This is a genomic window from Paracoccus maritimus (assembly GCF_025195095.1).
In the GTDB taxonomy this organism is placed as follows: Bacteria; Pseudomonadota; Alphaproteobacteria; order Rhodobacterales; family Rhodobacteraceae; genus Paracoccus; species Paracoccus maritimus.
Map to the genome: position 1 here is coordinate 284,949 of NZ_JANAVZ010000003.1, position 21,836 is coordinate 306,784.

The 21,836-nt window shown below is 62.7% G+C and carries 23 protein-coding genes and 1 tRNA gene; 8 read left to right on the top strand and 16 right to left on the bottom strand.

Going from position 1 to position 21,836, the window contains the following annotated elements; genetic code table 11:
- Positions 1-166 precede the first annotated feature (166 nt).
- Complete coding sequence (locus MU516_RS07105; protein ID WP_260276523.1) at positions 167-337, top strand: hypothetical protein; 171 nt, start codon at positions 167-169, stop codon at positions 335-337.
- A 474-nt stretch (positions 338-811) separates the two neighbouring features.
- Here MU516_RS07105 and MU516_RS07110 read toward each other — a convergent pair whose 3' ends face one another.
- The 7 genes from MU516_RS07110 to purC all read right to left on the bottom strand — a co-directional run bounded on the left by MU516_RS07110 (position 812) and on the right by purC (position 6,594).
- A complete protein-coding gene (locus tag MU516_RS07110; protein ID WP_209059236.1) occupies positions 812-2,143 on the bottom strand; it encodes a glutamine synthetase family protein in 1,332 nt (443 codons plus the stop codon).
- The gene (locus tag MU516_RS07115; protein WP_260276524.1) at positions 2,144-2,968 is read right to left on the bottom strand and encodes an ABC transporter permease; all 825 of its coding nucleotides are present in this window, start codon (positions 2,966-2,968) and stop codon (positions 2,144-2,146) included.
- A complete protein-coding gene (locus tag MU516_RS07120; RefSeq protein WP_260276525.1) occupies positions 2,965-3,843 on the bottom strand; it encodes an ABC transporter permease in 879 nt (292 codons plus the stop codon). The genes MU516_RS07115 and MU516_RS07120 overlap by 4 nt, the downstream gene beginning before the upstream one ends.
- A 52-nt stretch (positions 3,844-3,895) precedes the next feature.
- Positions 3,896-4,621 carry a transporter substrate-binding domain-containing protein gene (locus MU516_RS07125; RefSeq protein ID WP_260276526.1) on the bottom strand — a complete coding sequence of 242 codons (726 nt, stop codon included), beginning with the start codon at positions 4,619-4,621 and terminating at the stop codon, positions 3,896-3,898.
- A 66-nt stretch (positions 4,622-4,687) separates the two neighbouring features.
- Positions 4,688-5,488, bottom strand: coding sequence for an ABC transporter ATP-binding protein (locus MU516_RS07130; RefSeq protein WP_260276527.1), 801 nt, complete (start codon positions 5,486-5,488; stop codon positions 4,688-4,690).
- An 81-nt stretch (positions 5,489-5,569) separates the two neighbouring features.
- Positions 5,570-5,821 carry a phosphoribosylformylglycinamidine synthase subunit PurS gene (gene purS, locus MU516_RS07135; protein ID WP_209059247.1) on the bottom strand — a complete coding sequence of 84 codons (252 nt, stop codon included), beginning with the start codon at positions 5,819-5,821 and terminating at the stop codon, positions 5,570-5,572.
- Positions 5,822-5,832: 11 nt separating this feature from the next.
- The gene (gene purC / locus MU516_RS07140; RefSeq protein WP_209059250.1) at positions 5,833-6,594 is read right to left on the bottom strand and encodes a phosphoribosylaminoimidazolesuccinocarboxamide synthase; all 762 of its coding nucleotides are present in this window, start codon (positions 6,592-6,594) and stop codon (positions 5,833-5,835) included.
- Between the two features lie 127 nt (positions 6,595-6,721).
- Here purC and MU516_RS07145 point away from each other — a divergent pair, with 127 nt between their 5' ends.
- Positions 6,722-7,039 carry a DUF1476 domain-containing protein gene (locus MU516_RS07145; RefSeq protein ID WP_260276528.1) on the top strand — a complete coding sequence of 106 codons (318 nt, stop codon included), beginning with the start codon at positions 6,722-6,724 and terminating at the stop codon, positions 7,037-7,039.
- 55 nt (positions 7,040-7,094) lie between these two features.
- Here MU516_RS07145 and MU516_RS07150 read toward each other — a convergent pair whose 3' ends face one another.
- Positions 7,095-8,003 (bottom strand): DMT family transporter, encoded by a 909-nt coding sequence (locus MU516_RS07150; protein ID WP_260276529.1) that lies wholly within the window; start codon positions 8,001-8,003, stop codon positions 7,095-7,097.
- A gap of 40 nt (positions 8,004-8,043) precedes the next feature.
- Complete coding sequence (locus MU516_RS07155; RefSeq protein ID WP_260276530.1) at positions 8,044-8,637, bottom strand: LysE/ArgO family amino acid transporter; 594 nt, start codon at positions 8,635-8,637, stop codon at positions 8,044-8,046.
- Positions 8,638-8,716: 79 nt separating this feature from the next.
- Here MU516_RS07155 and MU516_RS07160 point away from each other — a divergent pair, with 79 nt between their 5' ends.
- Positions 8,717-9,637: a LysR family transcriptional regulator ArgP gene (locus tag MU516_RS07160; protein WP_260276531.1), complete on the top strand. Its 921-nt coding sequence runs from the start codon at positions 8,717-8,719 to the stop codon at positions 9,635-9,637.
- Between the two features lie 67 nt (positions 9,638-9,704).
- Here MU516_RS07160 and MU516_RS07165 read toward each other — a convergent pair whose 3' ends face one another.
- Complete coding sequence (locus tag MU516_RS07165) at positions 9,705-10,448, bottom strand: YebC/PmpR family DNA-binding transcriptional regulator (protein ID WP_260276532.1); 744 nt, start codon at positions 10,446-10,448, stop codon at positions 9,705-9,707.
- Positions 10,449-10,576: 128 nt separating this feature from the next.
- On the opposite strand from MU516_RS07165, the gene MU516_RS07170 reads away from it, so the two are divergent.
- A complete protein-coding gene (locus tag MU516_RS07170) occupies positions 10,577-12,352 on the top strand; it encodes an SLC13 family permease (RefSeq protein ID WP_260276533.1) in 1,776 nt (591 codons plus the stop codon).
- Positions 12,353-12,438: 86 nt separating this feature from the next.
- Here MU516_RS07170 and MU516_RS07175 read toward each other — a convergent pair whose 3' ends face one another.
- From MU516_RS07175 to MU516_RS07185, 3 genes are all read right to left on the bottom strand, one after another.
- Complete coding sequence (locus MU516_RS07175) at positions 12,439-12,666, bottom strand: hypothetical protein (protein WP_260276534.1); 228 nt, start codon at positions 12,664-12,666, stop codon at positions 12,439-12,441.
- A gap of 130 nt (positions 12,667-12,796) precedes the next feature.
- Positions 12,797-14,575 (bottom strand): SLC13 family permease, encoded by a 1,779-nt coding sequence (locus tag MU516_RS07180; RefSeq protein WP_260276535.1) that lies wholly within the window; start codon positions 14,573-14,575, stop codon positions 12,797-12,799.
- A gap of 94 nt (positions 14,576-14,669) precedes the next feature.
- Complete coding sequence (locus MU516_RS07185) at positions 14,670-15,503, bottom strand: TIGR00282 family metallophosphoesterase (protein WP_260276536.1); 834 nt, start codon at positions 15,501-15,503, stop codon at positions 14,670-14,672.
- Positions 15,504-15,686: 183 nt separating this feature from the next.
- Between MU516_RS07185 and MU516_RS07190 the strand changes: the two genes are divergently transcribed.
- Positions 15,687-16,532 (top strand): tyrosine-type recombinase/integrase, encoded by an 846-nt coding sequence (locus tag MU516_RS07190; RefSeq protein ID WP_260276537.1) that lies wholly within the window; start codon positions 15,687-15,689, stop codon positions 16,530-16,532.
- A gap of 237 nt (positions 16,533-16,769) precedes the next feature.
- Positions 16,770-17,900 (top strand): Hint domain-containing protein, encoded by a 1,131-nt coding sequence (locus MU516_RS07195; RefSeq protein ID WP_260276538.1) that lies wholly within the window; start codon positions 16,770-16,772, stop codon positions 17,898-17,900.
- Positions 17,901-18,319: 419 nt separating this feature from the next.
- Here the strand turns inward: MU516_RS07195 and MU516_RS07200 are convergent.
- Both MU516_RS07200 and MU516_RS07205 read right to left on the bottom strand, forming a co-directional pair.
- A tRNA-Thr gene (locus MU516_RS07200) sits at positions 18,320-18,395 on the bottom strand.
- Positions 18,396-18,405: 10 nt separating this feature from the next.
- Positions 18,406-20,013, bottom strand: a complete 1,608-nt coding sequence (locus MU516_RS07205) for an ABC transporter permease (protein WP_260276627.1) — start codon at positions 20,011-20,013, stop codon at positions 18,406-18,408.
- A gap of 203 nt (positions 20,014-20,216) precedes the next feature.
- On the opposite strand from MU516_RS07205, the gene MU516_RS07210 reads away from it, so the two are divergent.
- Positions 20,217-21,113 carry a hypothetical protein gene (locus MU516_RS07210; protein ID WP_260276539.1) on the top strand — a complete coding sequence of 299 codons (897 nt, stop codon included), beginning with the start codon at positions 20,217-20,219 and terminating at the stop codon, positions 21,111-21,113.
- Positions 21,114-21,163: 50 nt separating this feature from the next.
- On the opposite strand, the gene MU516_RS07215 is transcribed toward MU516_RS07210, so the two are convergent.
- Positions 21,164-21,415: a DUF2312 domain-containing protein gene (locus MU516_RS07215; protein ID WP_260276540.1), complete on the bottom strand. Its 252-nt coding sequence runs from the start codon at positions 21,413-21,415 to the stop codon at positions 21,164-21,166.
- Between the two features lie 149 nt (positions 21,416-21,564).
- On the opposite strand from MU516_RS07215, the gene MU516_RS07220 reads away from it, so the two are divergent.
- Entirely contained in the window at positions 21,565-21,792 is a 228-nt protein-coding gene (locus tag MU516_RS07220) for a hypothetical protein (RefSeq protein ID WP_260276541.1), read from the top strand.
- Positions 21,793-21,836: the final 44 nt, after the last annotated feature.

Consider the following 21,836-nt stretch of genomic DNA (forward strand, 5'->3'; position numbering starts at 1 on the left):
AGCCCTGCGCTGACCGGGGTTTCTCTTTGCCCGCGCCCTCCAAATGCCTGGATGCCTAGCTAGGCATTTAGCTATTGACTTTCTGAAATTCGCATAACTTTTGCGCTTGCGCCTGATTCGCGGTCATGCGAATCTCTGGTGATCGAAACGCCAATTGAGAGACGACATGGCCGACAAAATTCTAATCGAGACCGCCGAGGGACTAGTCTTCGACCTGCTGTCCGCGAATGAGAACCTGACTATGGCCGAGCGCGAAAAGCTCGTCCGCGAGAACTTCGAGGATCTTATCGGCCTGTGGCGCGAGGCGAATGAATTGCCCGAGGCCGACGCGGCCTAACCGAGATCGGGATGGCGCACCGAGCGGACCAACAGCCGCCAACGCGCTGGGGATCAGACGGCAAGTGCCCCGCTCTCACATCGCACAAAACCCCGTCACGGATGGCTGGCTTATCCTGGCTAGCGCGATCTGACAGAAGCCCTTCGGTGTTTAGCGCGCCGAGGGGCTTTTTCATGTCTGGACTTGCCCGGCCGGGCAGACGTTGACGCAACGTCACCCGGTCATTTTTCGGCTTGCTCCAATGTTACAAAACACCTCGTAAGTCATTGAATTATAATGAACACTCAGCGGTTCAAATCCGTTATCACCCACCATTTCCCCCTTGTGAGAAGCCGGGCGCAGCCAAGCCGTGTGCGCCCCGCCCGGCAATGTCACGGCCCGCGACATATCCTTGGCCGACCCCGCCATCATATGGACAAGTTGGGTCCAGCGCGCGTCGTCGCGCCAGTGGATCAGGAAACCGCCGAACCCGCGCTAGACGGTGTCCAGATACAGTTCGACCGTTTCTTCATCCGACAATTCGGCCATGTAGTGCAGCTCTTGCCGTTTGGTCATCAGATAGTTTTCGACCAGATGTTCAGGAAAGATGCGCCGGATCTCGGGACATTTGTCGAAGGCCTCGATCGCCGCGCCCCAATCGCCGGGCAGCTGCGCCAGTTGCTGGTCATAGGCGTTGCCCTTGAACGGGGCCGGCGCTTCCAGCCTGTCCTCGATCCCGTCCAACGCGGCCCCCAGGATCGCGGCGACGGTCAGGTACGGGTTCACGTCTCCGCCAGCCACCCGATGTTCGATGCGCCGCGCCTTGGGACCGGATGAAGGAATGCGGATCGCTGCGGTACGGTTCTCATAGGCCCACCCGATTCCGGTCGGCGCGTGGGCGTTCGGCACCAGCCTGTCATAGGAATTTTCGTGCGGAGCGAACAGCAGCGTCGATCCCGGCATCGCGCGCAGACATCCGGCGACGGCGTGACGCAGCGCCTCGGTGCCTTCCTCACCGCCATTGTCGAAGATGTTCTCGCCGTTCTTGGTCAGGACCGAGAAATGCATGTGCATCCCGTTCCCCGGCCACGCATCGTAGGGCTTGGCCATGAAGCTGGCCGCGAAACCGTAGGACCGCGCCACGCCTTTCACCAGCATCTTGAACAGCCAGGTGTCGTCGGCGGCCTTCAGCGGATCGGCCTGATGCATCAGGTTGATCTCGAACTGGCCCGGCCCGGCCTCGGAAATCGAGGTGTCGGCGGGAATGTCCATCATTTCGCACGCCTCATAGAGGGTCGAGAAGAACTGATCGAACGCATCCAGGGCGCGCAGGGACAGAACCTCGCCCCCGGTGCGACGCTTGCCGGAACGTGGGCTGGGCGGAACGCGCAAGGTGCGCCCCGAATCGTCGATAAGGAAAAATTCCAGCTCGGTGGCGACCACGGCCTTCAGACCGGCCGCGTCATAGCGGTCCACGACACGGGCCAGAGCCTGGCGTGGATCGCCCTCGTAGGGGCGTCCATCGGGATGGAACATCCACAAGGGCAGCAATCCGGTCGGTGCCTCCAGCCAGGGCATCGGCATGAAGCCGCGATCGGTGGGCATCAGCAGGCCGTCCGGATCGCCGGATTCGAAGACCAGCGGGCTGTCTTCGATATCTTCGCCCCAGATATCCAGATTCATCACCGAGAAAGGAAATTTCGTGCCCTCTTCGAACAGCTTCTGCGCAAATCGCGCCGGCATCCGCTTGCCCCGGGCCACCCCATTCAGGTCGGCGGCGGCCACGCGGATCGTCTTGACGTCGGGATGCTCTCTCAGCCAGTCCATTTATCTCACCAGTTGCGGGCGATATTTCAACCGCTTGACCGCGCCCGGAAGATGCTGGTTCAAGCGTCGGTTCACCATGCCGAACAGCCCGATCAGGATCAATGTGAACAAGACGAAATATCCTGCCACGATCGGATAGGCCACGAACGGGTTGAAGGTCTTGTCGGCAAAGTAGGTCGCGTAATACAGGCTGTCGCCGCGCTGCTGGAAGGCCGGGAAACCGGAAAAGAACACCAGCGTCGTGGCGTGGAACAGGAAGATCGCCTCGTTGGTATAGGACGGCCAGGCAAGCCGCAGCATGGTGGGCCAGACTACCCGGCGGAACTTGGTCCAGCCTGCCAGCCCATAAGCATCTGCAGCCTCGAGATCGCCCTTGGGCACGGACATCAAGGCGCCATGAAAGATCTGGGCGGAATATGCCGTCGTGTTCAGGATCAGAACGATCAACGCCCCGGCCCAGGCCTTTGTCAGCCAGCTTGTCGCGACGGTCATCCCGAACACGTCGATCCCCGCGCGAGGCAGCAGAACCAGCGCCTCGTAGGCCAGAAAGAACTGGATGAACAGTGGGCTGCCGCGGAACAGGAAGATGAAGGCGTCGGCCGGCCTTCGCAGAAAAGCGTTACCGCTGGCCTTGGCCATCGCAATCCCGGTCGCGAAGAAGAAGCCGAAGAACAGCGCCAGGCTTGCGAAATACAGGTTCCAGATCAGCCCCGACCCGATCAGCGTGATCTGCTGGCAAAGGTCGAAATCCGTGCGCGGCAACAGGCGTTCGCCGATCCCGATCGACCGCAGCGCATAGTTGGTGATTGTCTCGGCGCAGGTCATGCGGCCTCCTTGCGCATGGCCTCGCCACCCATCGTGGCTTGGCCCGCGGAAAGACGCCGCGTCAGTCGCGCGATGACCGTCTCGGAGATCCAGGTCATCAACAGATAGAAGACGAGAATCGCAAGAAAATAATAGATCCGCCAGTCGGGATGCGGATAGGTGAAGGCGCTGGTCTTGGCGCCGCCCAGCTCCCGCGCCCAATAGACGATGTCCTCGACCCCCAGCAGGAACAGAAGCGGCGTCGCCTTGATCAGGATCATCCAGAGATTGGAAAGGCCGGGGATCGCATAGGTCCACATCTGCGGAATCAGCACCCGACGAGACACCTGACGCGCGTTCATCCCATAGGCTTCTGCTGTCTCAAGCTGGGCGCGCGGCACGGCCTGCATCGCGCCGTACAGCACATTCGCGGCGAACGCACCGAAGACGACGGCGAAGGCGACCACGGCAAGAGCGAAACCATAGGCTTCGTGGATCCATTGCGGGCTGGTCGACAGGGGCAGCTTGGCGGCGGCACAGACCACGAAATCGTTGCCCTGCCTGACCGGTGCATCACCGTCGCACAGATACTGGTGGCGCAGCCATTCCAGCCCCTGATCCAGCGCGATGGGCACGAACAGGAAGAAGATGATGTCCGGAACCCCGCGCACCATCGAGGTGTACAGCCGCCCGAGCCAGCGCAGCGGCAAGATGCGGGACCGCGACGCCATCGCCCCGCCGAAGCCGAACAGCAGCGCCACGGGGGCCGTGATCGCCAGCAGCAGCAGCACGGTGCCGAAACTTGCGTAGAACAGCATGTGCTTGCCCGATGTCAGGTAGCACATCAGCCAGGGCACGCCCTCCAGCGCGGCGGGATCAGAACATTGCGACAGCATCACAGGCTACCCTTGGCCGTCGCGCGACGACCTGCGCGCGACGGCCGGGTTGTCATTCGTAGGTCTGCGCGTCTTCGCCGAACCACTTCTTGATCATGTCGTTCAGGCTGCCATCTTCCTTCATGGAGGAGATCACGCCGTCAAGCTTGTCGCGAAGCTCGGCATCCGACTGCCGCAGGCCGACCCCGATCCCGTTGCCCAGAACGACATCTTCGCCGACCCAGACCAGTTCACCGCCCGATTCATTGACGAAGGGCGCAAGAAAGTCCTTGTCAGCCAGAACCGCGTCAGCCTCGCCATTGCGGACCGCAGCCAGCGTTTCGTCAGGGGTGGCGTATTCCAGCAAGGTCGCGCCGGTTTCGGCCACATGGCCCGCCTGGATCGTCCCGGTCTGTGCCGCAACGACGCCAGTTTCCACGTCCACATCGGGCGTCAGCCCGACATAGGCCGAAGGGACCGGCGGAATATAGTTCTGGGTGAACGCGATCACTTCTTCGCGTTCGGGGGTGATGCTCATCCCGGCCATGATTGTGTCGTAGTTGCCCGACACAAGGTTCGGGATGATCGAATCCCAATCATTCGTGACCCAGGTGCAATCCAGTTCGGCGCGCGCACAGATTTCATCGCCCAGCTCGCGTTCGAACCCGTCCACCTCACCAGAATCGTTGATGAAGTTGTAGGGAGGATACGCGCCCTCGGTCCCAAGGCGAACGGTCTGGGAAATGCCGGCTCCGGCGGTCAGGCCCAGCACGGCGGCGGTAAGGATCAGTCTTTTCATCTTTCATGCTCCTGTTGGTCGTCTTTTTTTGTTGGGGGTGCTTGTCTTGATCGTATGTCGGAATCCTCAGGCAGCCATCGTGGCGCTGAGGAACTGTTGCAGCCGCTCGCTTTGGGGATTGCCGAACAAGGTGTCTGGCGGACCTTCCTCGCAGATTACGCCCTGATGCAGAAACACGACGTGATCGCTGACATCCGCGGCCAGCCGCATGTCGTGGGTGACGATCAGCATGGTCCGGTGTTCGCCCGCCAGATCCTTGATGACCTTGACCACCTCTTGCTGCAGTTCGGGGTCCAGGGCGCTGGTCGGCTCATCGAACAGCAGCGCGCGGGGCTGCATGCACAGGGCGCGCGCGATCGCCGCGCGCTGCTGCTGCCCACCCGACAACTGCGCGGGCCACGCCTCGCATTTGTCACCGATACCGACCTTGGCCAGCAGCGCGCGGGCGCGCTGTTCGACCTCGGCCCGGTCCTCGCCCAGCACGGTCACCGGCGCCTCCATGACGTTTTGCAGGATCGTCATGTGGGACCACAGGTTGAACTGCTGGAACACCATCGACAGGTTCGTGCGGAACCGCGTCACCTGTGCGCGGTCAGCAGGATGCCGGTTCGCCCCCTGACCCTTCCAGCGCACGGCCTCGCCATCGAACAGGATCTGGCCCTGCTGGCTGTTTTCCAGCAGGTTGCAGCAGCGTAACAAGGTGGACTTGCCCGATCCGGACGACCCGATCAGGCTGATGACGTTGCCGCGCGGCGCGGTCAGGGACACGCCCTTCAGAACCTCTAGCTGGCCATAGGCCTTGTGCAGGCCGGTGATCTGGATGACCGGGGCAGTTTCGTCAGTGGCTGTTTGCGTCTGGCTTTGCATCCGTGCATTGGGCGACAATTGCGTGACGATTGCAACGGGTTCCGCGCAGCTTGCACACCGCCGAACCGCGCTGACCTTGCGTCAGGCGATCTCGATCGAGTATTTTTCAATCACGGTGTTGGCCAGCAGCCCTTCGCACATGCGCGCGACTTCGGCCCGTGCAGCCTCGGGGTCGGTGGCCTCGAGGTCCAGCTCGATCAGCTTTCCCTGACGCACGCCGGATACGCCCGTATGACCCAGCCCCCCCAAGGCGTGGCGGATCGCCTCGCCCTGCGGGTCCAGAACGCCGTCTTTCAGCATGATGGTGACACGGGCCTTGAGAGGGGCTGTCATCGGGGCTTCCTTCAGTTGATCGCGGTCGGCTTGAGACTGGTGGTATTGGCGGGCATCAGGCCCAGACGTCGTGCCACCTCGGTATAGGCATCGGTCAGGTTGCCCAGATCGCGGCGGAACACGTCCTTGTCCAGTTTCTGGCCGGTCTTGACATCCCACAGTCGGCAGCTGTCGGGGCTGATCTCATCGGCGACGATCAAGCGCATGAAGTCATTGTCCCAGACGCGGCCGATCTCGATCTTGAAGTCGATCAGCTTGATGCCGACACCGTAGAAGACGCCCGACAGGAAATCGTTCACGCGCAGCGCAAGCGACACCATATCGTCCAGATCCTGCTGGCTCGCCCATCCGAAGGCGACGATGTACTCCTCGGACACCATCGGGTCGCCCAGCTCGTCGTTCTTGAAGCTGTATTCGACGATGGGGCGCGGCAGCATCGTGCCTTCTTCGATCCCCAGCCGCTTGGACAAGGAACCGGCGGCGAAATTGCGCACGATCACTTCAAGCGGGATGATCTCGACCTGACGGATCAGCTGCTCGCGCATGTTGATGCGGCGGATGAAGTGGTTGGGCACGCCGATATTCGTCAGCCCGTTCATGAAAAACTCGGACAGGCGGTTGTTCAGGACGCCCTTGCCTTCGATCGTGGCCCTCTTCTGGGCATTGAACGCGGTGGCATCATCCTTGAAATACTGCACCAGCGTGCCCGGCTCGGTGCCTTCATAAAGGATCTTCGCCTTGCCTTCGTAAACTTTCTTGCGCCGCGGAGCCATGACGGGCCATCCTTTCGCATCTGACTGCCATGGGCCTTAGCGCAGAACCGGACCAATGGGCAATACAGGGTTGCGGCAAAGCCATTCAGTGGGCATATCAATTCGCAACCGACACAGGAGGCCATGCATGTCCCTTTTCGACGATCGCGAACGCGCCTACGAGGCCAAGTTTGCCCACGACGCCGACCTGCGCTTCAAGGCCGAGGCACGGCGCAACCGCCTTCTTGGCGAATGGGCTGCCGAAATACTGGGCAAATCCGGCGAAGAGGCCCGCAGCTATGCCATGACCGTCGTCACCTCCGACTTCGAGGAAGCCGGCGACGAAGACGTCTTCCGCAAGCTTGCCGGCGATCTTGAAGGTCAGGTGGACGCCGCCGCGATCCGCGCCAAGATGGCCGAGATGATGACCGAGGCGCGCCGGCAGGTATTCAACGAAGCCAATTAGGCAGCGACAGTGGGCGTTTCAGCGAAGCCCGCGCCATGAGCTAGCCCGCCCCCTGTCACGCCTTGGTGGCGCTGACAGGAGGTGTGATCGTCGTGACGCGCTTCTGCGCCTCGCGCCAGGTGATATAGCTGATCGCGCCGATCATCAGGCCGCCCCCCGCGATCACCCAGATGTCCAGCGGTTCGTGGAACACGAACACGCCAAGAAGGCTGGCCCAGATCAGCTGAAGGAAGGTGACCGGCTGGGTCACCGTCAGGGGCGCGGCGGCAAAGGCGCGGGTCATCGCATAGTGACCCAATGTCGCAAAAACGGCCACAAACGCCAGCCAGATGACCTGTGACAGGCTGGGCGGCACCCAAACCGCCCATGCCAGAGGCGCCAGGCCGATGGATACCGTCAGCGACATCATCGCGACCACGACCGCGGCCGGCACACGGCCCGAAAGGCGCTTGGCCACCAGATAGGACGCACCGAAAGCGATGGCCGCGGCAACCTGGGACACATGGCCCGGGTCCAGAGGCCGGATCCCCGGACGCAGCACGATCATCGCGCCGATCAGTGCGACGCAGACTGCCGCGATGCGCCGCGCCGCCAGCTTTTCCCCCAGGAACAGCGCCGCACCCACCGTGACCATGATCGGATTGAGAAACCCGATCGCCGTCACCTCGGCCACGGTGATCCGCGACATCGCATAGAACCACGCGACGACGGCGATGACATGCAGCGCGCCGCGCAACCCGAACATGACCCAGACATGACCGGAAAAGCCGCGCCGCAGCGCCGGCAGCAGGATTGGGGTCAAGAAGGCCAGCCCGAAAAGGAACCGGATAAAGGCTGCCTGAGGCGCCGGCAGCGCCCCATCAAGGCCACGAACGATACCGTTCACCGCCACGAAGCACAGCCCCGTCAGCAGCATCCAGCCTATGCCGATCACATCGCGGCGGGTTTCCGGATCGATTTGCATGATCTGCAAATGACTGATTTCGCGGCCCGCCGCAAGTCTGTCACCCCATCGCCAGACGCCAGGCGATCACCCACATCACCGCACCGACCATCACATCAAGCACCTGCCACGCGCGTGGCCGGGCGAAGAACGGCGCCAAAAGCCGCGCACCATATCCCAGCGCGAAGAAGAACAGGAACGATCCGCTGATCGCCCCGGTGGCGAACATCGCCCGATTCGGCCATTGCGCCGATATCGCCCCCAGAAGCACCACCGTATCCAGCCAGACATGCGGGTTCAGCCAGGTCAGCGCCGCGACGGTCGCCAGCGTCGGCGACAGCGCCGCGCCCTGCCCGTGCGGCCGCAGCGCCGCGCCGCCGCGCCACGCCGAACGGAACGACACCAACCCGTAGCAGAACAGGAATACCACCCCGCCCCAGCGCATCGCAGGCACTAGCCAGGGAAGCCAGCCCCCCAGCCGGGCCATGCCGGTCACACCCAGCGTGATCAGCGCCGCATCCGAGGCGGCACAGAACAGGCAGACCGCAAGCACATGGCGGCCAAGTAGCCCCTGCCTGAGAACGAAAGCATTCTGGGATCCGATCGCCACGATCAGTGACAAACCTGCCCCGAGACCCGCAAGATAAGACGACATCAGCACCTCCGGACTTGCCGATGCCATGGCCTGCGAATTAATTGAAGTGAATTGACCTAAGTCGGATGAAGTATCGCTAATGCTGGATTACCGCGCCCTGCACGCCCTTGCCGAAATCTTGCGGCGCGGTTCCTTCGAGGCGGCGGCCCATGCATTGTCGGTAACTCCGTCGGCGATCTCGCAGCGGATCCGCCTGCTGGAGGAACGCTGCGGGTCGGTTCTGATCGATCGCGGACCACCGCTGCGCGGAACGCCTGCGGGATTGCGGCTCGCGTCGCATCTGGATCAGGTCAGATTGATGGAATCGGCACTGATGGGGGGCAGCGACACCGGATTGCCGGTTCTGAACATCGCCATCAACGCGGACAGCCTTGCAAGCTGGGCGATGGTGCCGCTGGCCGCCGCGCCCGGTCTGATCGACCTGATCATCGACGATCAGGACCACGCGCAGGACTGGCTGCGCAGCGGTCGCGTCGCCGCCGCGATCACGGCCGCGGCCACGCCGGTGGCCGGTTGCGACATTTTTCCGCTGGGACGCATGCGCTATCGCGCGACGGCCAGTCCGGATTTCGTCGCCCGCCATTTCCGCGGCGGCATCGATGCTGACACCCTGTCGCGCGCACCCGCGCTGCGCTTCAATTCAAAGGACGGCCTGCAGGATCGCTGGGTTGCAGCGTGGCTTGGCCGCAAGCTTGCCCTGCCATTTCACCGGATCCCGTCGTCGCAGGGCTTTGCCGAGGCCACCCGCCTCGGGATCGGTTGGGGGATGAACCCCGAGGCGATGATCGCTGGCGATCTTGGCAGCGGGCGGCTTGTCGACCTTGCTCCGGATCTTCCGCTGGACATCGGTCTTGTCTGGCAGGTCGCCCGGATCGCCGCGGATGCCTTGTCGCCGCTTACCACGGCGATCAGACGCGCCGCCAGGGTCAGCCTGTTGCCGGCGCAGGACCATACGGCAGCTACAGATAGCCCGCCGCGCGAAGCGACGCAAAAGACCTGAAGCAGAAGCGGCGCGATGGCCGGGGGCAGAGCCCCCGGTCATCGCCCCAGGCAATTAACCACACAGCTTACAGCTGTGCTGCCACCGTCTCAGACAGATCGAAATTGCCGGTGACGTTCTGCACGTCGTCATCATCCTCCAGCGCGTCAATCAGCTTCATCAGCTTCTGAGCCGTCTCGACGTCAGAGATTTCCGTCGGCGCCTGCGGTTTCCAGATCAGCTTCGTGGTCTCTGATTCGCCAAGCGCGGCCTCCAGCGCGGTCGCGACATCGTTCAGGTCGGTGTCGGCGCAATAGATCCAGTGACCATCCTCATCGCTTTCGACATCCGTCGCCCCGGCCTCGATCGCGGCCAGCATCACCGTGTCGGCGTCGCCTGCCGAGGCGGGATAGACGATCTCGCCGACCCGGTCGAACATGAAGCTGACCGAGCCCGTCTGACCCAGGTCGCCGCCCGACTTGGTGAAATAGCTGCGCACGTTGGATGCGGTGCGGTTGCGGTTGTCGGTCATGGCCTCGACCACCAGCGCGATCCCGTTCGGGCCGTAACCCTCATAGCGGATCTCTTCATAGTTCTCGGCATCACCGCCCTGCGATTTCTTGATGGCGCGGTCGATCACGTCCTTGGGGACGGAATTCGACTTGGCCTCTTTGACCGCCAGACGCAGACGCGGATTCTTGTCGGGATCGGGGTCCCCCATCTTGGCGGCGACGGTGATTTCCTTCGAGAGCTTGGAAAACAGCTTTGACCGCGCGGCGTCCTGACGACCCTTGCGATGCTGGATATTGGCCCATTTGGAATGACCTGCCATGGTCGTGATCCCTCGATAACTGTGAAATCCGGATTCGGGCGCTTTTAGTCCAGTGTCCGGCCCCATCGCAAGACGAACCCGAGGGGCAAGCCGTGCGTTGCCCTTCGGCACATCAGCAAGAGATGCATATGACACCCTCTCAGATCACGCTTTTCTCCATCTTCGCGCTGATGGTCGCGATCATGTTCTGGGGACGCTGGCGACACGACCTGGTCGCATTCGCGGGCCTGATGGCGGCAGTGCTGTTCGGCGTCGTACCCGCCGAACAGGCGTTTTCAGGCTTCGGCAACCCGACCACCATGATCGTCGCGCTGGTGCTGATCGCGACCGCGGGGCTGACCAGATCCGGTGCCGTCTCGCGGCTGACGCGGATGCTGGCGCGGGACGGGCGTTCGACGACCGGGCATATCCTTTTGTTCGGCAGTGTCGGCGGTCTGCTTTCGGGTTTCATGAACAATATCGCCGCGCTGGCCATGCTGATGCCCGTCGATCTGCAGACGGCACGCAAGGCCGGTCGCGCGGCCGGACTTACGCTGATGCCGCTTGCCTTCGCCACCATCCTTGGCGGGATGCTGACGCTGATCGGGACGCCGCCGAACCTGATCGTGTCCAGCTATCGCAATCAGGTGCTGGGAGAGCCTTACCGGATGTTCGATTTCCTGCCTGTCGGTGCCGCTGTCGCGACCGCCGGCATCGCGTTCATCGCCCTGATAGGCTGGCGGCTGATCCCGGTCCGTCGCCCCCAAGGTGACGGCGGTGGTGATCGTCCGCGACGCTATCTTGCGCGTCTGGTCGTGATCGAGTCTAGCAATGCCGTGGGGCAACGGATCCCCGATCTTCGCGACATCGCGCAGAAAGCCGGTGTGAGACTGGTCGGGATCATGCGTCACGGCCATCCCGTTGTTGACCAGCTTGACGAACTGACGCTCGCGCAAGGCGACGTGCTGCTGGTGCGCGCCGGCCCTGCCGCGCTGGACGAATACCGATCCGCCGAGAAACTGGCCTTTCCCGACGGGCGGCTGGAGCCGCGGGCGCGAAAGGATTCCGAAGGCCAAAGTCTGATCGAATGCCTGGTCCCGGTCGGGTCAGAGATAATCGGCCGCAACGCCCAGTCATTTGGCCTGGTCAATCGCTATGACAGTGTGCTGATCGGCATGCGACGGCGCGGCGTGGCGCTGCGCGACGCGCTGTCGCGTCAGCAGATCGCAGCTGGCGACCTGTTGCTGTTGCTGGTCCCCGAAAGCCGGGCCGAGGATGTGCTGCGCGCGTCCGGCGTCCTTCGGCTTGATGGTGGCAGCCTGCCGGTGCAACGCGAAGGCCACATGCTTAGCGCGATCCTGCTGTTCGCGCTGGCGGTTCTGGCCACCAGCCTTGGCTGGGTCAGCATGCCCATTGCGCTTGGCTGCGTCGTGATCGCCTATGTGCTGACCGGCGTCCTGTCGATCAACGAGCTTTACGATCATGTCGATTGGCCGGTGGTGGTTCTGCTGGGGTCGATGATCCCGTTGGGCCTGGCGCTGGACCAAACAGGCGGCACGGCCTTGATCGCGGGGCTGCTGGCGCGGGCAACCGACGGCTATCCGGCCTGGATCGCGCTGCTGCTTTTGATGATGGCGACGATGTTCCTGTCGGACGTGCTGAACAACAACGCCACGACAATCATCGCAGCCCCCGTCGGCATCCGCTTGGCGCAGCAACTGGAGGTGCAGCCCGACGCCTTCCTGATGGGGGTCGCGGTCTCGGCCGCATGCGCGTTCCTGACCCCGATCGGGCACCAGAACAACACGCTTATCCTTGGACCCGGGGATTATCGCTTCGGCGATTACTGGCGGATGGGCCTGCCGCTGGAGGTGATCGTTCTGGCCGTCTCGATCCCGATCCTGCTGATTGTCTGGCCTCTCTAGCGACCGACGATCCGCCCCTGATTGAAAAGCGCCGGCATTGTTGCCGACGCTGTCAGGTGAAGCGTTGTCCTTGGCGAACCCGTCGGTCAGATTGCCGCGCTGATCCCCAGAATACGGCGGATCTCGCCTTCGCGGGTCAGCCCGTGTGCCTTCAGATCCTCATCGCTGGTGCGGTGCAGACGTTCGAGGGCGCGCATGCGCGGACCTGACTCGGCCAGCTGCACGAGAAAGCGCCCGGTCGCGACGAAGGGTGCCGCCAATGCGCCGCCGATTCCGGCAAGTGGCCTGCGTTCGATGGTTGCGGTGTTGGCCATTTGGAAACTCCTTGTATCGTACAAAGCCGTTTCCTCCCTGCCCCTGAATATTGTGCAGTCGCAGCATACGCGCAAGCAGCAATGCTGCATGGCAGCAATGCAGACACATCAATTCTTGAATATCAAGGCGTTAAAGTGGCCAGACGATCGGAATGACGATGGATGCCGTGATCGCCATCAGCAGGTTCAGCGGCAAGCCGACCTTGATGAAATCGGCGAAACGATAGCCACCGGGACCATAGACCAACGTGTTGGTCTGATACCCGATCGGAGTTGCGAAACTGGCGGACGCCCCCATCATCACCGCAATCACCAGCGGGCGCGGATCGACCCCCAGCTGACCGGCCAGCGAAATCGCGACCGGGGTCACGATCACCGCCACGGCGTTGTTCGTCACCGTCTCGGTCAGGGCCGTCGCCAGAAGATAGACAGCAAGGATCAGACCCCAATGCGGAACCTCGGCCAGCCACGGCGCGACCCTCGTCACGACCAGTTCCACTGCGCCCGAATTCTCCAGCCCTGCCCCAACCGCCAGCATCGCGAAAATCAGCGCCATCAGCCTGCCATCGACAAACCCCAGCGCCTCGTCCGCGTCGATGCAGCGGGTGCCCAGCACCACGGCCACGCCGATAAAGGCCAGCAGCAGGATCGGCGCCACATTGAAGGCAGACAGGATGACCACACCTGCCAGCGTCGCCACCACGATCGGTGCGTGCTTGCGCCTGAAGGCGCGGTCGGACGGCGCGGTAACCTCGACCATCTCCATGTCGCTGGCCAGACGCTGGATATCGGCCGGCGCGCCTTCAAGCAGCAGCGTATCACCCACCCTGACCACCAGATCGTCCAGCTGTCGGCCGATATTCTGGTTCTTGCGGTGCGCCGCCAGCACATAGACACCATAGCGGCGGCGCAGACGCATCGATCCAAGGCTGCGTCCGATCATGTGACAACCGGGTGTGATCAGCACCTCGACGGTCGAGGTCTGGACCGAACTCAGCTTGTCCACCATCCGCAGGTCCTTGTGGCTTTGCAGCCCCAGCACCTCGGACATGGGGGTTCGCAGCACCACGCGGTCGCCCGGTTCCAGCTGCACGGCCGCAAGATCGCGACGCAGCGATGCGTCACCGCGCAACACGTCGATCACCCGCGCCGTGTCACGGGTAAAGATGTCCACCTCGTCCAGGGCCTTGCCGATCAGCGCCGAATCCTCGGGAATCGCGACTTCGGTGAAGAACTTCATCTTCGAACGGCCAGACATCAGCTGCGACATCGAATCCCGCTCGGGCAGAAGACGCGGGGCGAAGATCAGCAGATAGATGACGCCCACGATCGCCATGGGCAGGCCAACCGGCGTGATCTCGAAGATCGAGAACGGCTCCAGTCCGGAACTGCGCGCGACACCGTCCACCAGCAGGTTCGTCGAGGTGCCGATCATCGTCATCGTGCCGCCCAGAATTGACAGATATGACAATGGGATCAGCAGTTTGGACGGAGAACTTCCCATTTCCTTGGCAAGCTGCATGAAGATCGGCATCATCACCACGACCAGCGGAGTGTTGTTGACGAAGGCCGACATCGTACAGACCACGCAGGACACCAGCCCCAGCGTCAACAACGGCCGGGTGCCCGCATGCCGCGCGGCGTTCTGCCCGATCCAGTCCAGCGCCCCGGTCCGCACCAGTCCGCCGACGATGATGAACATGAACGCAATGGTCCATGGGGCCGGGTTCGACAGCACCCCCGCAACATGTTCGACATCAAGGATGCCGAACGCAAGCAACACCACCGCACCAAGGATCGCCGTCACCTCGGGCGGATAGGTCTCGCGGATGAAGAGGGTCAACATACCGGCGATGATGAAGATCGTGGTGACCGCAGAAAGGGTTCCGGTCAGTTCAATTCCGAACATTCACATCTCGCATTTCCGGTCAGAACCTGACCCGCCGAAAGCATCTTGCGCCGATTCTAAGGGACGCTGCAAGCAGGCAAGAACGCAATTCATCTCAGCCTTCGGCAGGCTGGTTCACCGAATGGCTGGGCGCCAGGCGACCGCCCACGCGCACGGGCTCGATCCGCCGCGACAAGCCTGTCCGGTCGTCGGTCTCGACCAGCACGCCGCACAGCGTCGCCTCGCCCTCGGCGGGGCTGAAACGGTCGCGAACCATGCCGGTGACAAAGCGGCGCATGGGTTCTGTCTTTTCCATCCCGATGACGCTGTCATAGTCGCCGCACATCCCGGCATCGGTCAGATAGCCCGTGCCCCGCGGCAGAACCTGCGCATCCGCTGTCGGAACATGGGTATGCGTGCCAACGACCAGGCTGGCGCGCCCGTCGCAGAAATGGCCGATGGCCATCTTCTCGCTTGTGGCCTCGGCATGGATATCGACCACGGCAGCCTGAACCATGCCGCCCGGCGGGTGTGCCCGCAAGACACTATCCAGCGCCGAGAACGGATCGTCATAGGGTCGCGACATGAATACCTGGCCCAACGCCTGCGCAACCAGGATCTTGCGCCCCCGCGCGTCGCTGAATACCCCCGCTCCGCGCCCGGGCGCCTCTTTCGCGTAGTTCAGCGGCCGAAGGATCCGGGGATCCTTCTCGACATGGGTCAGCATGTCCTTTTGGTCGAAGGCGTGATCCCCCAGCGTCAGGCAGTCCGCCCCGGCTTCAAGAAGTAGCTGCGCGTGGCCCGCAGTCACGCCGCGTCCGCCACTGGCGTTCTCGGCATTCACGATGACGAAATCCGCCCTGAGCTGCTTTCGCAGCACGGCAAGACCCTCGCTGATCGCTCGGCGGCCGGCCCGCCCCATGACATCGCCAAGAAACAGAATACGCATGCCGCCTGAGTATGGCAAAGCCGCCAGACGCTCAAGCACGATCGGGACGGGTGCCGGCGATGCCGAGGGACGCAATGTGAAACTCTTGATTCTTGACCCGAATTCACGCCGGCCCCTGCCCGGCAGCGTGGGCCGACCGGCGTCAGGCAACGAAGATCAGGCGGTTCTCGCATGAAAAGGGTGATGACAGAGTATCAGGTGTCTTGCCTGGCTCCTTTAACCCGCTACCCGAGCGGGCTGCCGAAGCGCGGCTCACACATGATTCCACAGAACCTGACCGCGCCTGTCGCCGAAGCCCTCCGACCGATCTGGCGGAAGAAACATCCGACCGCCATCAAAGCCTACAACCGCATGCGCCAGATTTTCACCGAAGGCAGGTTCATGGGATGCGACTGTGCCCCCTTCGAGCTTGAAGCCGCCACCCGGATTCTCGGCGAGGCGCACCACGTCTCGACGCCGATCAGGGCAACGCCGTGCCAGGAAGTGCCCGCGTTTTATGCCCGGTTCGGAGACGCATTCAGCGACGAATGCCTGCGGTTCATGTTGCTCACCCTCGTGCGCCTCGACGGATGTGTCGGCGCGAGGCATTCCGAGATCAGCGACGGCATCTGGACGGTGCCCGCCGAAAGGATCAAAGGAACCGAAGGCACGGTCCGAGATTTCCGCGTTCCCCTTTCAGCCGAGGCGCAAGCTGTTGTCGATCGACTGAAGCCATTTACCGAAGATCTGATCTTCGCACCAAGCGGAAAGGCGATCAGCAGCAACGCCCTCGCCTACCGTCTTGACCACATGAAGGAGCCCGGCCGGCCGCATGGTTTCCGCACCAGCTTCAGGACATGGGTCCAGGACACCGACGCCTGCAGCTGGGAGGTTTCAGAAACGGTCCTCGGCCACACGGTCGGGAACAAGGTCGAGCGCAGCTATGCCCGGTCGGACCTACTCGAGCGCCGGCGCACAGTCATGGAAGCGTGGGCTCGTCACGTCACCGGTCGGCACTCTGCGACCGTGGTGAACTTGCGAGGCGATTAGTGCGGCGAGAAGCCTCAAAATGAACCACTCAATTCGCACTTGGCGCAATGGCTGCTAGCCATTGAATCTTTTGGGCTTCGATCGGCTCTGATCCTCGACTGCAAATCGCGCACACAACCCAGCGGGTGTGCACACTAACGGGTTGCGCGCCGCCAGTTGTGTCTTTTACAGTCTATGCAAATTTAGAAATACGTTAAGATCATCAACAAAACGCTGGTCTAGAGGGGTAGGCTACCAATGGCAGACGTCGACACATTCGCATGGTATCTCGGACAGCTGGATCTTATTGACCCCGGAACGCCCGGCACCGAGACACCCGGAGCAAGGGACGCATCGGTGATCGCAGGCACATATGGCGACAGTTCGAGCCCGCTTTTTCAAGACGTAACCGCTCTCACGTCTTTCAACGACGAAGCTGACACAGTTACCAACGCCGATCATAACGCGGGCAGCTCAGGCGACGGTCTGCGTTTTGATTTGGGCGGTGGCGAGCAGAGTTATCCGCTGGATTTCATGGCGCGGTATGACGTCAGCATCGAATGGAATGACGGCACGACAGCTGAAAAAGCACTCTGGGTGGTTCAGACCCCTGACGGACATACCTTCTTGCTGGCGAATGGGAACGATCCCGACTTTGCGACGAAAGCTGTTGAATCGGCCACGCTAGCAGTTCGAACGGATAGCTTAGGATCAGGCCCCGCGTTCACTGGCTATAACATGGCGCAAACCTATCACGAGCTCGAGAGCATTGCCTGCTTCACTCGGGGCGTCCTGATTGAAACCGACAAAGGCGCCCGTCCTATCGAATGTCTTCAGGTGGGCGACTTGGTTCAAACCAAGGACAACGGACTGATGCCAATTCGTTGGATCGGAAGCAGCAAAATTCTGCCTCAATCGCTCGCACGGAAGCCAAATCTGCGTCCGATTCGGATCGTCGCGGGAGCACTTGGAGCAAACAGTCCCTCACAAGATCTTCTGCTGAGCCCGCAGCACCGTGTCCTCGTGCGCTCGGTCATCGCCCGTCGCATGTTTTCAACCGACGAAGTACTTGTTGCTGCAAAGCAATTGATTGCTGTCGAAGGCATCGATTGGGCTCATGACATCCGCGAAGTCGACTACTTCCACCTGCTGCTGGATAGCCACCAGGTGATTTTTTCGAACGCAGCGGAAACGGAAAGCATGTACCTTGGCGCCGAAGCTAAGAAATCCGTCGGGGAGGCGGCTGTCGAAGAGATCATGCAGATTTTCCCTGAACTCAAGGATGAGAATGGTCTGGCGCTAGCTGCATTCGCGAGACCGGTTCCAAAAGGACGGGAGGCGAGAGGTCTGGCTAGTCGGCATGCGCGAAACAATAAGGCGCTAGTCTAGCACGGGCACCCACGCGTAGGGCCAATGCCTCACCAAGACACCGACGCCTGCAGCCGGGAAGTTTCAGAGACTGTCTTAGGCCACACAGCCGGGAAAAAGGTCGAGCGCAGCTATGCCCGGCCTGACCTGCTAGGCTCCAGACCCATTGATTTCAGGCGATTGGCATGATTCAGGCTCCGCAAGACCGTGCACCGCGATCGAGACAGGATCCGATCCCGCGGCGCCCACGCCGAGAGAGCCACAATCCCATCCTGACCACAGCTGCAATACACGCGGAAGGGTCGGCATGGTCAGTCAGTCTTGCGAATCAACCAAGCCAAGTGATCAGAGCCGACGAAAGCACCGCTAAATGCTTGGGGGGGCTGGCTGGGGGGCTGGGATAACGGATTTCCGTTTTTCCTAACTCTACCAAGGGCATTTGGTGCCGGTTGCAGGAATCGAACCCGCGACCTTCTGATTACAAATCAGCTGCTCTACCTGCTGAGCTAAACCGGCAATGACAGGGCTAGACCGCCTGCCCGATTGCGATACCGCGACGTGCGGGCTTACGCAACCCAAGCTTGGCGCGAGCCAGCAGAACGACCGCAAGAATTCCGACCCCCATCACCAGCAGCCCGGCCGGTGCCGCATTGCCAAGATCTTCAAGGCTGGCCTTTTCATGGACGCGGGTTGCCAGGGTTTCGTAATTGAATGGCCGCAAGAGCAGCGTCGCGGGCAGTTCCTTGCAGCAATCGACAAAGACCAGCAGCAAGGCCGACCCGACCGATCCCTTCATCAACGGCAGGAACACGTCGCGCAGCACCGCGGCATTGTCGCGCCCCAGCGACCGTGCGGCCATCGGCAGCGACGGCGGCACGCGGGTAAAGGCACCGTCCACCGCGCCCTGCGCGATCGCGAAGAAGCGCACCAGATAGGCAAAGACGATTGCGGTGCCGCTGCCGGTCAGGATCAGGCCGGGATCGGTTCCGGTCAGCGCCAGCCAGCCATCGGCGACGCGATGATCCAGCGCCGCCAGCGGGATCAGGATGCCGACCGCCAGCACGGCGCCAGGTGCAGCATATCCCACCGTCGTGACGGGCAGCAGCAGCCGCGGCAAGGCACGGCCCGACAACCTCACGCCATAAACCATGACCAAGGCCAGGAACACCGTCAGGATCGACGCCGTTCCGCCAAGGCTGATCGTGTGCCAGGCCGCCAGCCCCAGGCCCGGCGTCACCCACCCCTGAGGATAGGCCAGCGCATAGCTGAGGATCACGCCGACCGGCAGAACGAAACCCAGCGCGAACGGGAATGCGCAGGCCAGCCCCGCGGCGACTGCGGCGAAGCCCGTCAGACGCTGCCGGATGATCGGCCTGGGCTGGCGGGCGCTTTGATGATAGCGCGCGTTTCTGCGCCCGAACCGTTCCCACAATGCAAGCACGATGACAACGATCAGGATGACGCAGGCGATCTGGGCCGCACCGCCCGCATTGCGCCGCTCGAGCCAGGTTGTGAAGATCCCGGTGTTCAGGGTCTGCACGCCGAAATAGCTGACCACCCCGTAATCCGCGACGGCCTCCATCATTGCGATGGCCGATCCGGCGACGATGGCAGGGCGTGCCAGCGGCAAACCGACTCGCCGGAACAGCCCCCACGGCCCGGTTCCCAGCGCCCGTGCGACCTCGTAGGCGCTGCCTGATTGTTCCTGCAGCGCGGCCCGTGTCAGCAGATAGACATAAGGATACAGCGCGGCAGCAAGGACCAGGATCGCCGCCTCGATCGATCGGATATGCGGAAACCAGTAATCGCGTGCGCTGGTCCAACCGAACCAGCCGCGCAGCGCGGTCTGCACCGGTCCGCTGTAGTCCAGGAAATCGGCCAGCGCATAGGCACCGATATAGGCTGGAACCGCCAATGGCAGCAGCAAAAGCCATTCCAGTGCGCGGCGTCCCCGAAATTCATACATGCCGACCAGCCATGCCGATCCGGCCCCCATCGCCGCCGCGAGCGCGCCGGTTCCCGCCGTCAGGATCACCGTGTTCAGCATGTAGCGCGGCATCACCGTCGCCAGCAGATGCGGCCAGATGTTGTCGGCCGGGGCCAGCGCCATCCACGCCACCGCCGCGACCGGCATCAGCACCAGCGCCGCGATCACGACGGCGGCGATCGACCAGCCGCGCCCGCCGCCCGGCCGAAGCGCATGATCGTGGTTGCGTCGCCGGTCTGGGCGCTCGGGTGCAGGGGCAGGGTCGCTCATAACTTCGGCGATACTGCAAAGCGGTTTGACTGTCCACGAATGCTGGCTAGTCTGCGCGCGCGACAGCAACGGGACAGAACATGACGAATGACGGAACGGCGCGCATGCAGATGGTATTCCACCTTGGCGTGCACGGCACGGACGGAGACCGGCTGCTGAAGACGCTGCTGAACAATCGCGACTGGCTGCTGCGGAACGAGACCGAGATCGTGTCGCCCGCCCGCCACCGCGGCCTGCTGGAAGAGGCGATGATGGCCTTGAACGGCGCTGCGGCCACGCCCGAGATGCAGCAGATCATGCTGGATGCGATGCTGGAGACCGAGGCACCGCAGCGGGTCGTGATGTCATCGCCGACATTGCTGGGGACGCCCGCCCGCGCCGTTTCGCGTGAAGGGCTGTATCCGCAGATCGGATCCCGCTCAGCGGCACTGGCCGGGCTGTTCGCGGATGCGCATGCGGAGTTCTTTGTCGCGATCCGCAACCCGGCCGTTCTGCTGTCGAAACTGACGCATCTGAACAACGGCGGTTACGCGGCCATGATGCAGGGTGCCGACCCGCGCAACCTGCGCTGGCGCGACACGATCCAGCGGCTGGTCAGATCCGCGCAGGGACGACGGGTGGTCATCTGGTGTCACGAGGACGTGCCGCTGATCTGGCCCGAGCTTGTGCGCCTGATCGGCGACATCCCACCCGAAGCGCCGCTATCGGGCGCGCTTCTGTACATGCAGGAACTGCTTGGCGAGGCAGGGATGGCGCGGCTGAACGCCGAACTTGGCGGCCGGGACCAACTGTCGATCGCGCAGCGCCGCGAGATCCAGACCGCCATCCTGCAGGACCAGTTGCCGCCCGACGCGGCGGACGAAGAAATCAACCTGCCCGGCTGGACCCAGGACCTGGTGGACCAGATCACCCGCGACTATCATGCCGATGTCGCAGAGATCGCAGTCTTGCCGGGCGTCGAATTCGTGCTGCCATAGGCCCCTGCCCCGGCGGTCCCGCCGCCGGTACGGGGACCGGCGGCATCGGATCATCCCATTCCCAGCGCGGTCTTGTACATCTCCAGAATGGCCTCTTCCTCGGCCACGTCGTCGCGGTCGCGCTTGCGCAGGGCCACAATCTTCTTCATCACCTTGGTGTCATAGCCGCGCGCCTTCGCCTCGGCCATGATTTCCTTCTGGCGCTCGGCGATATCCTTCTTTTCGGCTTCCAGCTGTTCGAACTGTTCGATGAACTGGCGCAATTCGTCGGCGGCGACGCCATAGGCTTGATCGTCCTGCATCGGTCTTTTCTTCCTTCCTGTCCTTGCCGGACCCTGCCTCGGTTGGTCCGGCCATCGCGCAAGACTGTTAGGCGCTCTTGTTCCGGGGCGCAATCGCCGCTAGGCCATCGGGCGCGGGATCCACGGATCGCAGCAGACAGGAGCGCGCGATGAATGTATTCGAGATCGTCATCTGGGCCGGTGCGGCGCTGACCCTGGCCGGGCTTGCGGCACTGATCTGGTGCATCCTGACGGTGGCGCGCGCACGCCGCGCCGGGCTGGACGACCAGGCCCTGAGGATCAAGATGCGCGGCGTCATCGCCGTCAACATGGGCGCCCTTGCGGCATCGACAATCGGCCTGATGCTGGTCGTCGTCGGTATCTTTCTGGGGAAGTGAAACGTCGACCCGTTCTTGACGCATTCCCTTTCAGGAATATATCT

Excerpts from the sequence above, each read along its gene's own strand:
- MU516_RS07105 (WP_260276523.1), top strand. The coding sequence starts at position 167 with ATGGCCGACAAAATTCTAATCGAGACCGCCGAGGGACTAGTCTTCGAC.
- MU516_RS07110 (WP_209059236.1), bottom strand. The coding sequence starts at position 2,143 with ATGGACTGGCTGAGAGAGCATCCCGACGTCAAGACGATCCGCGTGGCC.
- MU516_RS07115 (WP_260276524.1), bottom strand. The coding sequence starts at position 2,968 with ATGACCTGCGCCGAGACAATCACCAACTATGCGCTGCGGTCGATCGGG.
- MU516_RS07120 (WP_260276525.1), bottom strand. The coding sequence starts at position 3,843 with ATGCTGTCGCAATGTTCTGATCCCGCCGCGCTGGAGGGCGTGCCCTGG.
- MU516_RS07125 (WP_260276526.1), bottom strand. The coding sequence starts at position 4,621 with ATGAAAAGACTGATCCTTACCGCCGCCGTGCTGGGCCTGACCGCCGGA.
- MU516_RS07130 (WP_260276527.1), bottom strand. The coding sequence starts at position 5,488 with ATGCAAAGCCAGACGCAAACAGCCACTGACGAAACTGCCCCGGTCATC.
- purS (WP_209059247.1), bottom strand. The coding sequence starts at position 5,821 with ATGACAGCCCCTCTCAAGGCCCGTGTCACCATCATGCTGAAAGACGGC.
- purC (WP_209059250.1), bottom strand. The coding sequence starts at position 6,594 with ATGGCTCCGCGGCGCAAGAAAGTTTACGAAGGCAAGGCGAAGATCCTT.
- MU516_RS07145 (WP_260276528.1), top strand. The coding sequence starts at position 6,722 with ATGTCCCTTTTCGACGATCGCGAACGCGCCTACGAGGCCAAGTTTGCC.
- MU516_RS07150 (WP_260276529.1), bottom strand. The coding sequence starts at position 8,003 with ATGCAAATCGATCCGGAAACCCGCCGCGATGTGATCGGCATAGGCTGG.
- MU516_RS07155 (WP_260276530.1), bottom strand. The coding sequence starts at position 8,637 with ATGTCGTCTTATCTTGCGGGTCTCGGGGCAGGTTTGTCACTGATCGTG.
- MU516_RS07160 (WP_260276531.1), top strand. The coding sequence starts at position 8,717 with ATGCTGGATTACCGCGCCCTGCACGCCCTTGCCGAAATCTTGCGGCGC.
- MU516_RS07165 (WP_260276532.1), bottom strand. The coding sequence starts at position 10,448 with ATGGCAGGTCATTCCAAATGGGCCAATATCCAGCATCGCAAGGGTCGT.
- MU516_RS07170 (WP_260276533.1), top strand. The coding sequence starts at position 10,577 with ATGACACCCTCTCAGATCACGCTTTTCTCCATCTTCGCGCTGATGGTC.
- MU516_RS07175 (WP_260276534.1), bottom strand. The coding sequence starts at position 12,666 with ATGGCCAACACCGCAACCATCGAACGCAGGCCACTTGCCGGAATCGGC.
- MU516_RS07180 (WP_260276535.1), bottom strand. The coding sequence starts at position 14,575 with ATGTTCGGAATTGAACTGACCGGAACCCTTTCTGCGGTCACCACGATC.
- MU516_RS07185 (WP_260276536.1), bottom strand. The coding sequence starts at position 15,503 with ATGCGTATTCTGTTTCTTGGCGATGTCATGGGGCGGGCCGGCCGCCGA.
- MU516_RS07190 (WP_260276537.1), top strand. The coding sequence starts at position 15,687 with ATGACAGAGTATCAGGTGTCTTGCCTGGCTCCTTTAACCCGCTACCCG.
- MU516_RS07195 (WP_260276538.1), top strand. The coding sequence starts at position 16,770 with ATGGCAGACGTCGACACATTCGCATGGTATCTCGGACAGCTGGATCTT.
- MU516_RS07205 (WP_260276627.1), bottom strand. The coding sequence starts at position 20,013 with ATGCCGGTCGCGGCGGTGGCGTGGATGGCGCTGGCCCCGGCCGACAAC.
- MU516_RS07210 (WP_260276539.1), top strand. The coding sequence starts at position 20,217 with ATGACGAATGACGGAACGGCGCGCATGCAGATGGTATTCCACCTTGGC.
- MU516_RS07215 (WP_260276540.1), bottom strand. The coding sequence starts at position 21,415 with ATGCAGGACGATCAAGCCTATGGCGTCGCCGCCGACGAATTGCGCCAG.
- MU516_RS07220 (WP_260276541.1), top strand. The coding sequence starts at position 21,565 with ATGAATGTATTCGAGATCGTCATCTGGGCCGGTGCGGCGCTGACCCTG.